The following is a 15531-nucleotide window of genomic DNA, read 5'->3' as shown; positions in this document are numbered from 1 at the left end:
CCGACGATAGGGTAGGGGCGCCGAAAGGGTGCGCCCCGGCTCTCCACCTGCGTAAGCTAAAGCGCCGCAGGCAATCAATCCCATGGTCTTGACACTGCCTATGGAATGGCTGCCTGCGGCGCGGCGATGTTGCTCTGTGGCCGAACCTGAAGCGCTGAGGCCGACACGTAAAGGGAGCGCGAGGGCGATGGCCCTCGCATTTCCTCTTCCTTCTTGCCCGATCCCTCTTTAATCGTCCGCTTAAACAACAACAGAGGACGATGCCTGACCATGGAACTGAACTCATCGATTGCGGCGGTGGTCACGGGCGGGGCCTCGGGCCTTGGGCTGGCGACGGCGGCGGCTCTGGCGCAGCAGGGCGTGCAGGTCACCATTTTCGACCGGGACCAGGAAGCCGGGCACAAGGCCGCGCAGGAAATCGGCGCACTGTTCGCCCATGTCGATGTCACCAGCGATGAGAGCGTTCAGGCCGGCTTCGCTCAGGCGAGGGCCGCCCATGGGCAGGAGCGTGTGCTGGTCAATTGCGCGGGCATTGTCACGGCGCGCAAGACGGTGGGGAAGGATAAGGAGACGGGTTCGATCCTGCCCTATCCCGCCGCCGAATTTGAACGCGTGCTGGCGGTCAATCTGGCGGGCACGTTCCGTTGCATCGCGGCCAGCGCGGCGGGGATGGTGGCGCTCAACCCCATCGATGCGCATGGGCAGCGCGGGGTGATCGTCAACACGGCCAGCATCGCGGCGCAGGATGGGCAGATGGGGCAGGTCGCCTATGCCGCGAGCAAGGCGGGCGTGGCGGGGATGACCCTGCCGATCGCGCGCGATCTGATGGGCGACGGCATCCGCGTCAACACCATCCTGCCGGGCATCTTCGAGACGCCGATGATGGCCAGCCTGCCCGAGAAGGCGCAGCAGGCGCTGGCCGCCAATGTGCCTTTCCCCAAGCGCCTTGGCCGGGCGGCGGAGTATGCGCAGACCGCGCTGTTCCTGATCGGCCACGACTATATGAACGGCGAGTGCATCCGCATGGATGGCGCGATCCGCATGGGGCCGCGTTGATGGCGGCAGCGCCTGCCCCGTCTTCGGCCACGCCCCCGCCCGCCGCGCGTGAGCAATTGCTGGAAACCGCCAGCCAGATCATGCGCGACGAGGATACGGTGGATGTCTCGCTGTCGGAGCTGGCGGCGCGCTCGGGGCTGAATTCGGCGCTGGTGAAGTATTATTTCGGCAACAAGGCGGGGCTGATGAAGGCCCTGCTGGAACGCGATTTCGCGGGCATTCTCAAGGCCGTGGACGCGCTGCTCGCCAAGGAGGCCGATCCCGAGACCAAGCTGCGCCTGCATATGACGGCGGTGGTCAACACCTTCTTCCGCACGCCCTATATCCACCGCCTGCTGATGCGCCTGATCCGTCAGGAACCGCCCGAGGTGGCGCAGCATCTGGCGGATACCTGCCTGCAACCCATGCTGGACGCCTATGAGCGGCTGATCGGCGAGGGGGTGGAGGCCGGGGTCTTCCGCCCCGTCGATCCGCAGTTCTTCTACTTCACGGTGATCGGCGCGGCGGACCGGTTTTTCTCGGCGCGGCTGGTGCTGCGCTATTGCTCTGGCCGCGATGTGCTGGACGAAAGTCTGCGTGACGGATACCGCGCCCATCTCAACGACTTCGTCGTGGCGGGCATTCTGGTGCCCCATGACGGACAGTGCGACAGATTGTCATAATCCGCCGCCAAGGGTGGATTTTTGACGCACGGAACAGCGGAAGGAACAGCATCGCATGAGCAGCACGCAGTGGCATATCGGCGTGATGGGCGGATCGGGTCTGGCCGAGGGTCTGGGGCTGGAGGATGCTCAGGAAATCCGCGTGCAGAGCCCCTTCGGTGCCCCCTCCGGCCCGGTGGTGCAGGGCCGCATCGGCGATGTGCGTTTCACCTTCCTCGCCCGCCACGGTGCAGGCCATGCCATCCCGCCCTCGGACATCAACTTCCGCGCCAACATCGATGTGATGAAGCGCTGCGGGGTCACCGATCTGATCTCGCTCTCGGCCATCGGCTCGCTGCGGGAGGAGATGGCGCCGGGTCATGTCGTCGCGGTGGACCAGCTGATCGACCGCACCCATGGCCGCGCCAGCAGCTTTTTCGGCACCGGCCTTGTGGCGCATGTCAGCCTTGCCGATCCGGTCTGCCCGCGCCTCTCCGGCCTGCTGGGCGCCGCGGCGCGCGAAGCCGGCTCCACGGTGCATGATGCGGGCTGCTATGTCGCCATCGAGGGGCCGCAGTTCTCCACCCGCGCCGAAAGCCGCATGTACCGCGCCTGGGGCGCCGATGTGATCGGCATGACCGCCATGCCCGAAGCGCGCCTCGCCCGCGAGGCGGAGCTGCCCTACGCCATCCTCGGCATGGTCACCGACTATGACGCCTGGCGCGACAGCGAGGCCGGCGTGGAGGCCGCCGAGGTCTTCGCGGTGATGAAGGCCAACGCCGAGCGCGCCCGCGCGACGGTGGGCCATCTGGCGGACATCCTGCCTGCGGTCCGCGAGGTCAGCCCGATCGAGACGGCGCTGGAGTTCGCCTTCGCCACGGCGCCTTCCGCACGCGATGCTGCGTTGGTCGCAAAGCTGGATGCCGTGGCGGGGCGGGTTTTGAAGAAGGGTTGAAGGGAGAAGGTGCGAGGGCCATCGCCCTCGCGCTCCCTTGACTGTCTGCCTTGCGCTTCGGGTTCGGCCATGGAGCAACGTCGCTGCGCCGCAGGCAGGTTTGCGCGCGCGGCGCTATCGCACCAGGATTGACCGGCTGCGCTGCTGCCCCTCGCATCTCTCTTTTCTTCAAACCCTTACCGGCAAAAATGCGAATCCACCGCCTCCACATGGAAGTGGTTGCGGTGAGCGGTGTTGTAATCCGGCCCCAGCACCATCCCGAATCGCCGACAGGCGCTGGTGTGAATCACGCGCAGGAACTCCCGCTCCTGGGGCGTCCCGGCGTTCCACTGGCCGAGAACCGAAACCCGCCGCCCATCGGCCAGCACGAAGGCGGAGACGTCGATGGCGCTGGCGGTGGCGTGGCCGGAGCGGTGATCGCTGCCCGCCACGTTGCGGCAATTGTAGCTGCCCATGGTCTCGATTCGCACCAATTGGCTGCCGAGAATCTGGCGTGCGGCGCGGTCCACGCCATAGCGGGCCCATCCGGCGAAGGCGTCGGCCAGACGGCAGGTGACGGGGCCGAGATTGCTGATGCCCAGCGCGGAATAGTCGCCGCGCACCGAGAGCAATTTCACCGTCTGGATGGTGGAGCAGCCCGCGCCGAAATACTGGTCGGGCAGGGGGGTGAAGGTGGCTTCCTTGGCGCCGAGATCGGCCAGACACCGGTTGTAATCGGGCGCGGGGGACCAGTTGTTCGTCGTGCGCCGGGGCGTCTGCGGTGCCTGGGGCGCGGAAGAGCAGGCGGCCAGCGCCAGTGCGGATAAAGCGCTGACAGCGAATCGGAATGAGAGGCATGTGCCGCTTGGGCGGCGCCGGGGGGAGGCTGGCCACGGGTGCATATGGTTAATCTGCGGCAGGAATGATTAACATTCTGTTGCAAAGGGGCGCGCAACAAGCTTGCCAGAGGGCTTGCGAAACTTTTCATTTGCAAATGTTCAAGGCGGGTTGACTTGCCACGGCGCATATCTACAAGCGGCGCCGGGCCACGCGGTCCCAACGCCGCGCGTGCTCTCTGTGAGGAGAGTCTACATGACTGTTACTATTCCGGCTACCAAACCCGCTCGTCCTTTTTTCTCGTCGGGTCCCTGCGCCAAACCCCCCGTTTATGATCTGACCAAGCTGGCGACCGAGTCGCTGGGCCGCTCGCATCGCGCGAAGATCGGCAAGACCCGCCTCGCTTACTGCATCGACCTGATGCGCGAGCTGCTGGGTCTGCCTGACACCCATCGCATCGGCATCGTGCCTGGTTCGGATACCGGCGCCTTCGAAATGGCCATGTGGACCATGCTGGGCGCCCGCGAAGTCACCGCTCTGGCCTGGGAAAGCTTCGGTGAGGGCTGGGTGACGGATGCCGTCAAGCAGCTCAAGCTGGACGCCACGGTGATGCGCGCCGATTACGGCCAGCTCCCCGATCTGGACAAGGTCGACTGGTCGAACGATGTGCTCTTCACCTGGAACGGCACCACCAGCGGTGTGCGCGTGCCCGACGCCGAGTGGATCCCCGCCGACCGCGAGGGCCTGAGCTTCGCCGACGCCACCAGCGCCGTTTTCGCTTACGACATCGACTGGACCAAGATCGACGTCGCCACCTTCTCCTGGCAGAAGGTGCTGGGCGGTGAGGGCGGCCATGGCGTGCTGATCCTGGGGCCCCGCGCTGTCGAGCGTCTGGAAAACTTCACCCCCGACCGTCCGCTGCCCAAGGTGTTCCGCCTGGTGTCCAAGGGCAAGCTGGCCGAGGGCATCTTCAAGGGCGAGACCATCAACACGCCCTCGATGCTGGCCGTGGAAGACGCGATCTTCGCGCTGGAATGGGCCAAGTCGGAAGGCGGTCTGAAGGGTCTTCAGGCGCGCTGCACCGCCAACGCCAACGCGCTGGACAAGATCGTTGCCGAGCGTGACTGGCTGGGCCATCTGGCTGTCGACAAGGGCACCCGCTCGAAGACCTCGGTCTGCCTGACCGTCGAGGGCGCCGACGCCGACTTCATCAAGAAGTTCGCCGCCATCCTCGAAAAGGAAGACGCCGCTTACGACATCGCGGGCTATCGCGATGCCCCGGCGGGCCTGCGCATCTGGTGTGGCGCCACCGTCAACGTCGAGGACATCGAGGCGCTGGGCCCTTGGCTCGACTATGCCTATGCCTCGGTCAAGGCGACCGTCGCAGCCTGACGCTATCATGGCGGCGCGCCAATCCGCGCCGCCATCTCCCCTGAACACAGCGATATTCCGCATGAGGAAGGACTTCCCATGACCAAGCCCCGCGTTCTTATTTCCGACAAGATGGACCCCAACGCCGCCCGCATTTTCGAAGAGCTGGGCTGCGACGTCGATGTCATCACCGGCGAAACCCCCGAGCAGCTGATCGCCCGCATCGGCGATTATGATGGCCTGGCCATCCGCAGCTCGACCAAGGTGACCAAGGAAATCCTCGACGCCGCCACCAATCTCAAGGTGATCGGCCGCGCCGGTATCGGCGTCGATAACGTGGACATCCCCTACGCCAGCGCCAAGGGCGTTGTCGTGATGAACACGCCTTTCGGCAACTCGATCACCACCGCCGAGCATGCCATAGCGATGATCTTCGCCCTGGCCCGCCAGATCCCCGAAGCCAATGAGCAGACCCAGCAGGGCCTGTGGCCGAAGAATGGCTTCATGGGCGTGGAAGTCACCGGCAAGACGCTGGGCCTGATCGGCGCCGGCAACATCGGCAGCATCGTCGCCAGCCGCGCGCTGGGCCTGAAGATGAAGGTCGTGGCCTTCGATCCCTTCCTGACGCCCGAGCGCGCCGTGGAAATCGGCGTCGAAAAGGCCGATCTCGACACGCTGCTGGCCCGCGCCGATTTCATCACGCTGCACACGCCGCTGACCGCCGACACCAAGAACATCCTCTCGGCCGAAAATCTGGCCAAGACCAAGAAGGGTGTCCGCATCGTCAACTGCGCCCGTGGTGGCCTGATCGACGAAGCCGCGCTGAAGGCAGGCCTCGATTCGGGCCATATCGCCGGCGCCGCCCTCGACGTGTTCCAGACCGAGCCCGCCAAGGACTCGCCGCTGTTCGGCACCAAGAACTTCATCTGCACCCCGCATCTGGGCGCTTCGACCACGGAAGCCCAGGTCAATGTGGCCCTGCAGGTGGCCGAGCAGCTGGGTGAATACCTCACCACCGGCGGCGTCACCAACGCGCTCAACATGCCCTCGCTGTCGGCTGAGGAAGCCCCGCGCCTGAAGCCCTACATGGCTCTGGCCGAGCGCCTTGGCTCGCTGGTCGGCCAGCTGACCACCAGCGCCGTCGCCCGCATCTCGATCCACACCGAGGGCGCCGCCGCCGAACTGAACGCCAAGCCCATCGTGGCCGCCGTTCTGGCCGGTTTCCTGCGCGTGCAGTCTGCAACGGTGAACATGGTCAACGCTCCGTTCCTCGCCAAGGAGCGCGGCCTTGAAGTGCGCGAAGTGAAGACCGAAAAGACCGGCGACTACCACACGCTGATCCGCGTCTCGGTGAAGACGGAAGCGGGCGAGCGCTCGGTGGCCGGCACGCTGTTCAGCAACGCCGAGCCGCGTCTGGTCGAACTCTTCGGCATCAAGGTCGAGGCCGAGCTGACCGGCGACATGATGTACATCGTCAACGAGGACGCCCCCGGCTTCATCGGCCGCATCGGCACCCTGCTGGGCGAGAACGACATCAACATCGGCACCTTCAACCTGGGCCGCCGCGATGCCGGTGGCGAGGCCGTGCTGCTGCTGTCCGTGGATAGCCCGGTGGGCGAAGAGGTTCTGGCCAAGGCCGAGAACCTGCCCGGCGTAAAGCGCGTGAAGGGGCTGGCGTTCTGATTTCAGACGCTGGTTTGTAAACAAGATGAGGCGGGGTCGGAAGGCTCCGCCTTTTCTTTTGAAGGGTTTAGAAGAGGAAATGCGAGGGCCATCGCCCTCGCGCTCCCTTGAATGTCTGCGTGGCGCATCGGGTTCGGCCTTGGAGCAACGTCGCTGCGCCGCAGGCAGGAATGCATGCCTGCGGCGCCTTAGGTGGCGCTGGTGGAGAGTTTGGGCGCAACCTTTCGGCGCCACTGCCTTGGCGTCGGGAGACGTAAAGGGAGCGCGAGGGCGATGGCCCTCGCACCTTCTTTTCTTTCTTCCCTTCCCCCAACCTTAAACCAACGCTAAAGCCCGCCCCATCATGAACGACACGACCCGCGATCTGCTCCCCGAAGGCCTTGAAGACCGCCTGCCTCAGGCGACTGCGGCCGCCACGCGCATCACCCGCGCCATCATGGATGTGATGGACGCGCATGGATACGATCGCGTCCAGCCCCCCAGCATCGAGTTTGAGCAGTCGCTGGCCAGCCGCATGGCGGGCATTCAGTCGCGCCGCATGTTCCGCTTTGTCGATCCGGCAAGCCTGCGCATGATGGCGCTGCGCAGCGACGTGACGCCGCAGGTGGGCCGTATCGCCGCCACGCGCATGGCCGCGCAGGCCCGCCCGCTGCGCTTGTGCTACAATGGCCAGGTGTTGACCATCAAGGGCGACGGTCTCGATCCGGTACGTGAACGCCTGCAGCTCGGCGCCGAGCTGATCGGCAGTGACAGCGTCGCCGCCGCCGCCGAGGTGGTGGCCGTGGCGGTCGAGGCGCTGGCGGCGGCTGGTGCTCAGGGCATTTCGGTCGATTTCACCATGCCCGATCTGATCGAGGATCTGGCTTCCGGCCCGCTGCCCCTCTCGCCCGAGGCGCGCGATGCCGTGCGCGTGGCGCTGGATTCCAAGGATGCGGGCGCTCTGACGGCTGCTGGCGGTCAGGCCTATCTGCCGCTGCTCTATGCTACGGGCCCGCTGGACAGCGCCATCGAGCGCCTCTCCGCGCTGGATGTCGGCGGCGTGCTGGATGACCGCATCGCCGCGTTGCGCCTCATCGCCGCCCGCGTGGGCGACGCCGCCCGCCTGACGCTCGACCCCACCGAGCGCCATGGCTTCGAATATCAGAGCTGGTTCGGCTTCACGATCTTCGCCGACGGTCTGCGCGGCTATGTCGGTCGCGGCGGCACCTATCGCATCCTCGGCCCCGCCGGTGACGCGCCGGAACCCGCGACAGGCTTCTCGCTCTATCCCGATCCGCTGATTGCGGCTCTGGCCGCGCAGGAAGCGCCGCGCCCGCTGCTGTTCCTGCCGTTGGGACATGAGGCTGCGGTGGCGGCTGCGTTGCGGGCGGAATGGCGCACGGTGGCGGCCTTGAGCGATAGCGACGATGCGGCTGCTTTGGGTTGCACTCACCAGTTGGTGGATGGGGTGATTCAGGGCGTCTGAAAAGGAAGATGCGAGGGGGTTACCCCCTCGCGCTCCCATGACGTCTTCCGGCGATAGGGTGATGGTGCCGAACTGAAGCGCCCAAACTCTCCACCTGCGGTGACCTAAGGCGCCGCAGGCCTATTTCCTGCCTGCGGAGCGGCAAACTGAGCGCCTTGGCCGAACCCCAAGCGCAACGCAGACAGTAAAGGGAGCGCGAGGGCGATGGCCCTCGCTTTTCTCTCTTCCTACTTCCCGAAAACCTTCTTCAACCACTCATCCACAACCGGCGTGACCTCATAGGATGGATCGCCCAGCCGCTGATTGATGGCCAGATGGCCCATCAGCCCGGTGCCCGGGAAGCCTTTGATCTCCACATCCGTCCCACCAGCCCGCAGCGCGTCCGCTAATTCCTGCGCCTGAGCCACCCCATCAGGCCGCTGCACATGCAGCAGCAGGAAGCGCGAGGCATTGGGCGCTTCGGCATGGAGGGTGGCTGACAGGGCCCTCTGCCGCGCCGGGTCGGTCCCGAAGGCCTGATCATAACGCGCGCCCATATAGGCGCCGGAGGTCTCCATCTGCTTGGGGATATCATAGGCGGCCCCGTCGATGGGGATGACGCCCGCGATGTCCGCGAAGGATAAACCCTCGGCTTTCAGATAGCTTTCATCTGTACCCACCAGCGCCACCAGTTGCGCCCCCGCGCTATGGCCCATCAGCACGATGCGGTGGCGGTCCACACCGAGGCGGTCGGCATTGCGCAGGATGGCGTGCAGGGCGTGGGCGATATCGGCGGCCTGATCCTCCACGCGGGCCTTGGGGACGAGGCGGTAGTCCATCGAGGCAAAGGCATAGCCTTCCCCAGTGTAATGCGGCGCTTTCCATGGCCCGGTGGCCGTATCCTTGCTGCCGCGACTCCATGCGCCGCCATGGACGAAAAGCACCAGTGGCGTAGGGCCGTTGGGATGCAGCGGCGCGTAGAAATCGTAGGATTGCCCATTGCCATAAGCCAAAGTCTGATGCGGCGGGGCGGACGGCGCCATCGCCTGGCGGTTGCGCATCATGCCGCGCGCCCACATGCCGGGGCCGAGCATCTGCGCCCGCGCGGCCAGCGGCAGAATCAGCGCCATGGAGAGGGCTGCGGCCATCGGTATAGCGATTTTGCGCATCCGTATTGGCATGATTTCGGCGTCTCCCGGCAACCCATTTCTGTGCCTAACCTAGGCGCAAGGGCGCTCATGCACCAGTACCGGTCTGCTTGGGGTTGACGGTTCTGGCCGGGCCCTCTAACGGCCACCGCGCATATCCGGGCCGCCGCTTTGACGCGCCCGTCTGATCCACCCGCTGCGCCGAGTCCTGTCGAAGGGCGCTTCCGGGTCCACCTGGCAGGGTGAGGGATTCTATCCATGGCAAATGTGACCGTGATCGGCGCCCAGTGGGGCGATGAGGGCAAGGGCAAGATCGTCGACTGGCTGGCTGCGCGCGCGGACGCCGTCGTGCGTTTTCAGGGCGGCCACAACGCCGGCCACACGCTGGTGGTGGGCGAGAAGGTCTACAAGCTGTCGCTGCTGCCCAGCGGCATCGTGACCGGCACGCTCTCGATCATCGGCAATGGCGTGGTGCTGGACCCGTGGCACCTGAAGGCCGAGATCGAGAAGCTGGAAGGCCAGGGCGTTGTCATCAACACCGAAAACTTCGCCATCGCCGAGAATTGCCCGCTGATCCTCTCGGTCCACCGCGAGCTGGACGTGATGCGCGAGGCCGCTGCCGGTTCGGGCAAGATCGGCACCACCGGTCGCGGCATCGGCCCGGCCTATGAGGACAAGGTCGGCCGCCGCGCGATCCGCGTGTGCGATCTGGCGCATCTCGATGCGCTGGAGGCCCAGCTGGACCGCCTGTGCGCGCATCATGACGCGCTGCGCGCCGGTTTCGGCCAGCCGCCGGTCGATCGCGAGGCGTTGCTGAATGAGCTGCGCGAGATCGCGCCTTCGGTGCTGCAATATGCCCAGCCGGTGTGGAAGCGTCTGAATTCGGTGAAGAAAGCCGGCGCGCGCATCTTGTTCGAGGGTGCGCAGGGCGTGCTGCTCGATGTCGATCACGGCACCTATCCTTTTGTCACCTCGTCGAACACGGTTTCGGGCACGGCGGCTTCGGGCTCGGGCCTTGGCCCCAGCGCCACCGGCTTTGTGCTGGGCATCGTGAAGGCCTACACCACCCGCGTGGGCTCCGGCCCGTTCCCCACCGAGCTGGAGGACGAAACCGGCCAGCGTCTGGGCGAGCGTGGCCATGAATTCGGCACCGTCACGGGCCGCAAGCGCCGCTGCGGCTGGTTCGATGCCGTGCTGGTGCGCCAGTCTTGCGCCATTTCGGGCGTGACCGGCATTGCCCTGACCAAGGTGGACGTGCTCGACGGTCTGGAGAAGGTGAAGATCTGCACCGGCTACCGCCTGAACGGCAAGGTTTTGGATTATTTCCCGGCGCACGCCGCCGATCAGGCCAATGTCGAGCCGATCTATGAGGAAATGGATGGCTGGCAGGGCACGACTGCTGGCGCGCGTTCGTGGGCCGATCTGCCCGCTCAGGCGATCAAGTACATCCAGCGCGTGCAGGAGCTGATCGAGACGCCCGTCGCGCTGGTCTCCACCAGCCCCGAGCGTGAGGACACGATTCTGGTCCGCGATCCCTTCGCCGACTGATTCGGTTTTTCCGGATGCAATAGCGCCGCTGTCAGCCCTGTGCTGGCGGCGGCGTTGCTGTATCGGCCTTGGAAAGTTTCGTGTTTTCAGCATCTTTATGGGTGTTCCGTTTAATATCCATAATCGATCCTTATTTGTTCCTTAAGTGACTTGACGGAATCTGCATTTGTTCTAGTTTTATTCACGGAATGCCGCTGAGACCTGCTCTGGCTCAGCCATCGAGGGAGTAAAACACCCATGTCGAGCCAAGCTCCGAGCCGTCCCCCCAGCCAGACCATGCAGGCCCGATTTGGGGGCTTCACCGATGATGTTTCGGATTTTTCCTACGGCGCGCCTGCCAATGATGCGGCGGGCCTGCGGTTGAGCGTCTCGGTCTTTGCCGATCGCGGCCATCTGCGCGATGAAATGGGTGAGGATGCCGCCAGCGCAGGCTTCCGGCTGGCCGATACGGGGCGGTTGAATGTGGTGCTGGATGGCGCGGCCAAGCCGCTGGGCGATGTGGTGCTGATCGATTGTCCGCAGGTGGATGGCGCGACGATGGCGGCGCTGGCGCGGCTGGATATGCGGGCGGCGCATGTGGGCGCGCAGCTGATCGTTTCGACCAGTGTAGAGGCGCTGGACGATGTCTTCGCCGCTTTGGACCAGAGCGATCCGCAGATTCTGGTGGCCCCCAGTCGGGCCGAGCGGATCATCGCGCTGGGCCATGTGTTGGCCCGTCTGCCACAACGGCGGGTGCGCGAGCTGTCCGAGGAAGACCGGCTGGTGCTGTTGCGCCTCACCCAGCAGGTGACCCAGATCGCGGAACGGATCGACCGGTTGGGTGGCGAAATGCCTTCCGCCGTTCCGGCAGCGCCCGCGGTGGTCTCGGCGTTCCGGTTCGATACGCCCTCGCCTGATGAGGGCGATGAGCGCGTCGGGCGTGCTGCCCGCCCGGCGCTGCCTGATCCGCGTCTGGTGCGTCGGATCATCCGCCAGCGCCAGTTGCGGGCACGCCATTTCGAGGGAGACCTGTTCGCCGATCCGGCGTGGGACATGCTGCTGGATCTGACGGCGGCACGGGCGGAACATGCGCGTGTTTCGGTCACCAGCCTGTGCATCGCCTCGGGCGTGCCGCCGACGACAGCGCTGCGCTGGATCGGTCAGATGACCGATGCGGGTCTGTTCAAGCGCGTGGAGGATGAAACCGACCGCCGCCGCGCCTTCATCACCCTGACCGACAAGGCGGTGGATGCGATGGCGCGCTATTTCGCGGAGATTGATCTTGTTGCGGCGCGGATGAGCTAATGCAGGGATTGTTGCTCTAATAAGGAGGTAAAGCGTAACAATCGGGCGTCCCTGTAGTCTCGCCGGAAGACGCTTTGGGAGCGCGAGTGGATAACCCCCTCGTATCTTCGATGTCCACTATATGCTTTTTCTACACTCCATCCGTCTTTCTTTCAGCACGCGTTCACCGATTCAACGCGATGAGACGGCAAGGAAAGCTCTTCCGGGATGACCTCGCATGTGGGAGGTAGGCTGGGCTTAAGACTGCTCGGTCCGTCATCACGGTCGGGCGCATGATCTGGAGAATGCGATGCGGTGGATGGCGGTTGTCGGGGCTGGTGTTTCGCTTTTTGCGCTGCAGGGCGCGGAGGCGATGGCCAAGGATGCGCCGACGCAGGGCTCGGTGGTGCAGCCGGGCAATGCGCAAGGTGATCTGTCACTGACCATCTACAACAACGATCTGGCGCTGATTCAGGATGTGCGCTCGCTCAACCTGCCGCATGGGCATGTGGCGCTGGATCTGCCCGATGTCTCGGCGCGGATCAGGCCGGAGACGGTGACGATCGCGGCGGCGAACACCAGCGTGATCGAGCAGAATTTCGACTACGATCTGCTCTCGCCGCAGCGGCTGCTGGACAAGTCGGTGGGGCAGGATGTCAGCCTGGTACGGACCAATCCGGCCACGGGCGTGGAAACCACCGAGCAGGCCAAGGTGCTGGCCAACAATGGCGGCACGCTGGTGCAGATCGGCAATCGGATCGAGGTGCTGGGGCAGACGGGCGGCCGGCTGGTCTTCCCGGGTCTGCCAGAGGGGCTGAAGGCGCATCCCACGCTCTCGGTTACGCTGGATTCGGGGGCTTCGGGCACCAGGCCGGTGACGCTGAGCTATCTGTCGCAGGGCTTTGGCTGGAAGGCGGATTATGTTGCGCTGTTCGATGAGGCTTCGGGCAAGCTGGATGTGCAGGGCTGGGTGACGCTGAACAACAGCACCGGCACGGCTTTCCCGCATGCCAGGGTGTTGCTGGTGGCGGGCCGTGTGGGTGGCGGGGATGAGCCTTCGCCGCCGCGCATCTTCCGTGCGCGCACGGGCGGGCTGGTCAAGGCGGGCACACAGAGTTCCGAACGTGAGCAATTGGGCGATTACTACGTCTATCCGATTGACGGGCGGACGTCGGTGGCCGGCATCCAGCAGAAACAGATCGGCTTTCTGGATGTGAAGGGGGCTCAGGCAGAGCGGGCCTATGTCTTCACCAATGGCTGGCAGGGCAGTCAGGATGAAGCGCAGAGCGCGACCACGCAACTGCGCTTCACCAGTTCGCGCGAGGGTGGTCTGGGCGATGCGCTGCCCGCCGGGACGGTGCGGGTCTATATGCGCGATGCGCGCGGGCAGCCGCAATTTATCGGTGAGGACAACATCGGTCATACGCCGATGGGCAGCAGCGTGGCGCTGGGCCTTGGCTCGGCCTTCGATGTGAAGGTGCAGCCGGTGGTCGAGGGTCGCGATCATATCACCGGTGCCGAATGGGACCGCGTCGCCAGCTATCGCATCACGGAGGGCGGGGCGCCGCGCGTGGTCACGGTCGACCGGACGGCTACCTATTGGCGCACCCGTATGAGCTATCGTCTCACCAACGCCAAATCCGTGCCGGTGACGGTGGAACTGGCGCAGGATGGGCTGGACAATGGCTGGCACGATACGCGCGTTTCGGCGGAAAGCGTGAAGGGTGAGCAGGTCAATGCCGACCGACGCCTGTGGCGGGTGACGGTGCCCGCGCATGGCGAGGTGAAGCTGACGGCGCAATTCGATACGCGTTACTGACCGGAAGGCTGCGGTCGATGGCACGTATTTCCTTGATAACGCCTGCCGTGGCGGTGCGGGCTATGGCGCGGCGAAAGGCCGTGGATGGCCTGTGGCTGATGCCGTTCGTTCTGGCGTTGGCCTGTGGCGTGGCGCAGGCTGGCGCGCAAGCCGGGCCTGCCCCAGGGGAAACGGATGAGTCCGGAACCACGGTGATATCCAAAGCGCCTGCTGCGCTTTCCGTGGCGATCTATCGCAATCCTCATGGTGGTGGCGATGGCGCTTTGCGGCCCGGCTCATGGCTGGGTGGCTATGCGCTGGTCAGCGAGGAGCGCGAGGTCGATCTGCCCGCGGGTGCAGCTGTGCTGCGTTTCGAAGGTGTGGCGGCGGGCATGCTGGCGGAAAGCGCGATCATCACCGGTCTGCCGGATGGCGTGCGCGAAAAGAACCTCGACGCCGATCTGCTCTCGCCGCGCAACCTCTATGCCCGCGCTTTTGGCAGGCCGGTGACGCTGCGCCGGCAGCGCCCGGGCGGGCAGGTGACGGAGGAGGAGGCGATCATCCGCTCCGGGCCCGATGGCGCGGCGATCCTGCAGACGCGGCAGGGGTTCGAAGTGGCCAATTGCGGCGGCCTGAAGGATGGCATCGTCTATAATGGCCTGCCTGCGGGGATGAATGCGCGGCCCACGCTTTCGGTGGCCACGCAGTCCGATCGTGCGCAGCATGTGCGGATCAAGCTGTCCTATCTGGCCTGGGGCTTTGACTGGCGGGCGCATTACGTGCTGGCCTTGCGCCCCGGCGCGCGTGAGGCGGAGATGACCGCCTGGCTCACTCTGGCCAGCGGGGATGATACCAGCTTCCCGCAGGCGCAGGCGGGCGTGGTGGCCGGGCGACCGCATATGGCGGAATACCCGTCCGGCAGCCATTACGCGCAGCAGCTGGTGCTGGAATGCCGCCTGTCCGCGCCTCTGGCGGTGCCGCCGCCACCACCTCCACCCCCGCCACCGGCACCGATGGCGATGATGGCGCCTGCGGCCGTTGTGGTGATGGACGCCAAGCGGATGATGAACGAGGCCTATGTCGCCCAGGCCGAGGCGCTGGGGGATCTGAAATTCTACCGTATTCCGATGCCCACCTCGATCGCCGCGCATGGGCAGAAGCAGGTGGCGCTGATGACCGAGCGCCCCATCAAGCTGGCGCTGATCCACACGGCAACCATCGAACCGGGGCAGCAAGGCGCTGCCCGCCGCATGGTGCGCCTGCGCAACCGTCGCGAGGATGGCCTGGGGCTGGCGTTGCCCGGCGGTGAGGTCAGCGTGGTCGAGGGGGTGCATGGCGCCGACATTCCGTCCGGTGAAGGCCGCATGGCGGATAAGGCGGAAGGCGAAACCGTGGACATTCAGCTGGATGAATCGCCTCAGGTGCAACTGGACGCAGTCGTCACGCGGGACAGTGTGCAGCAGGGCCACAGGCGGCAGGTGGTGCGGCTCAGCGTCACCAACGCCAATCGCTGGCCGATCCGCTTCGAGGGCAAGCTGGCGCTGGAGGCGGGCCAGAGCGTGGCATCAAGTTCGGCCCGGCTGGGGCGCAAGGATGGCCTGCCGCTGTGGGAGGCGCCGATCCCGGCGCAGGGGCGTGTGGTTCTGACCTATGTTCTGGCCGATCAAAGGCCTGCCAGCCGGCGGTAAGTGCCGGAGCGTGGCCAGCCCATGTGGTCAGCGGCTCAGACATGCGGCATCGGAAGATTGAAGCGTTTTCGCTCAATCGTCAAAACGCTGTGAAGGGGGCGGGCGTGAACCCGCCCCCGT

General features: G+C 65.5%; 12 protein-coding genes. 10 read left to right on the top strand and 2 right to left on the bottom strand.

Annotated elements, in window-relative coordinates; all coding sequences use genetic code 11:
* The first annotated feature begins 270 nt into the window (after nt 1-270).
* The 3 genes from SR3_RS12445 to mtnP are packed head-to-tail and all read left to right on the top strand — an operon-like array spanning nt 271 to nt 2652.
* Nucleotides 271-1056, top strand: coding sequence for an SDR family NAD(P)-dependent oxidoreductase (locus tag SR3_RS12445; RefSeq protein ID WP_068086166.1), 786 nt, complete (start codon nt 271-273; stop codon nt 1054-1056).
* Nucleotides 1056-1718, top strand: a complete 663-nt coding sequence (locus tag SR3_RS12440; protein WP_068086163.1) for a TetR family transcriptional regulator — start codon at nt 1056-1058, stop codon at nt 1716-1718. Before SR3_RS12445 ends, SR3_RS12440 begins: the two co-directional genes overlap by 1 nt.
* 55 nt (nt 1719-1773) lie before the next feature.
* Nucleotides 1774-2652, top strand: a complete 879-nt coding sequence (gene mtnP / locus SR3_RS12435) for an S-methyl-5'-thioadenosine phosphorylase (protein WP_068086161.1) — start codon at nt 1774-1776, stop codon at nt 2650-2652.
* Between the two features lie 176 nt (nt 2653-2828).
* Here the strand turns inward: mtnP and SR3_RS12430 are convergent, their stop codons facing one another.
* Nucleotides 2829-3533: an extensin family protein gene (locus SR3_RS12430; protein ID WP_084455483.1), complete on the bottom strand. Its 705-nt coding sequence runs from the start codon at nt 3531-3533 to the stop codon at nt 2829-2831.
* Between the two features lie 190 nt (nt 3534-3723).
* On the opposite strand from SR3_RS12430, the gene SR3_RS12425 reads away from it, so the two are divergent.
* From SR3_RS12425 to SR3_RS12415, 3 genes are all read left to right on the top strand, one after another.
* A complete protein-coding gene (locus SR3_RS12425) occupies nt 3724-4860 on the top strand; it encodes a phosphoserine transaminase (protein WP_068086159.1) in 1137 nt (378 codons plus the stop codon).
* Nucleotides 4861-4938: 78 nt separating this feature from the next.
* Entirely contained in the window at nt 4939-6522 is a 1584-nt protein-coding gene (gene serA / locus SR3_RS12420; protein WP_068086156.1) for a phosphoglycerate dehydrogenase, read from the top strand.
* Nucleotides 6523-6865: 343 nt separating this feature from the next.
* Nucleotides 6866-7987 carry an ATP phosphoribosyltransferase regulatory subunit gene (locus SR3_RS12415; protein WP_068086152.1) on the top strand — a complete coding sequence of 374 codons (1122 nt, stop codon included), beginning with the start codon at nt 6866-6868 and terminating at the stop codon, nt 7985-7987.
* Between the two features lie 227 nt (nt 7988-8214).
* Here SR3_RS12415 and SR3_RS12410 read toward each other — a convergent pair whose 3' ends face one another.
* Nucleotides 8215-9114 (bottom strand): alpha/beta hydrolase, encoded by a 900-nt coding sequence (locus SR3_RS12410; protein WP_245653896.1) that lies wholly within the window; start codon nt 9112-9114, stop codon nt 8215-8217.
* A 258-nt stretch (nt 9115-9372) separates the two neighbouring features.
* On the opposite strand from SR3_RS12410, the gene SR3_RS12405 reads away from it, so the two are divergent.
* From SR3_RS12405 to SR3_RS12390, 4 genes are all read left to right on the top strand, one after another.
* A complete protein-coding gene (locus SR3_RS12405) occupies nt 9373-10662 on the top strand; it encodes an adenylosuccinate synthase (protein WP_068086149.1) in 1290 nt (429 codons plus the stop codon).
* Nucleotides 10663-10938: 276 nt separating this feature from the next.
* Nucleotides 10939-11946 carry a winged helix DNA-binding protein gene (locus SR3_RS12400; protein WP_068086146.1) on the top strand — a complete coding sequence of 336 codons (1008 nt, stop codon included), beginning with the start codon at nt 10939-10941 and terminating at the stop codon, nt 11944-11946.
* 289 nt (nt 11947-12235) lie between these two features.
* Nucleotides 12236-13744: a DUF4139 domain-containing protein gene (locus tag SR3_RS12395; protein ID WP_084455481.1), complete on the top strand. Its 1509-nt coding sequence runs from the start codon at nt 12236-12238 to the stop codon at nt 13742-13744.
* A gap of 17 nt (nt 13745-13761) precedes the next feature.
* Nucleotides 13762-15411: a DUF4139 domain-containing protein gene (locus SR3_RS12390; protein WP_245653894.1), complete on the top strand. Its 1650-nt coding sequence runs from the start codon at nt 13762-13764 to the stop codon at nt 15409-15411.
* The last annotated feature ends 120 nt before the right edge of the window (nt 15412-15531 follow it).

It is taken from the genome of Novosphingobium rosa NBRC 15208, from assembly GCF_001598555.1.
GTDB classification, from domain to species: Bacteria; Pseudomonadota; Alphaproteobacteria; order Sphingomonadales; family Sphingomonadaceae; genus Novosphingobium; species Novosphingobium rosa.
Note: the sequence above shows the minus strand (reverse complement) of the source record. Positions and strands in the feature narration are given on the sequence as shown.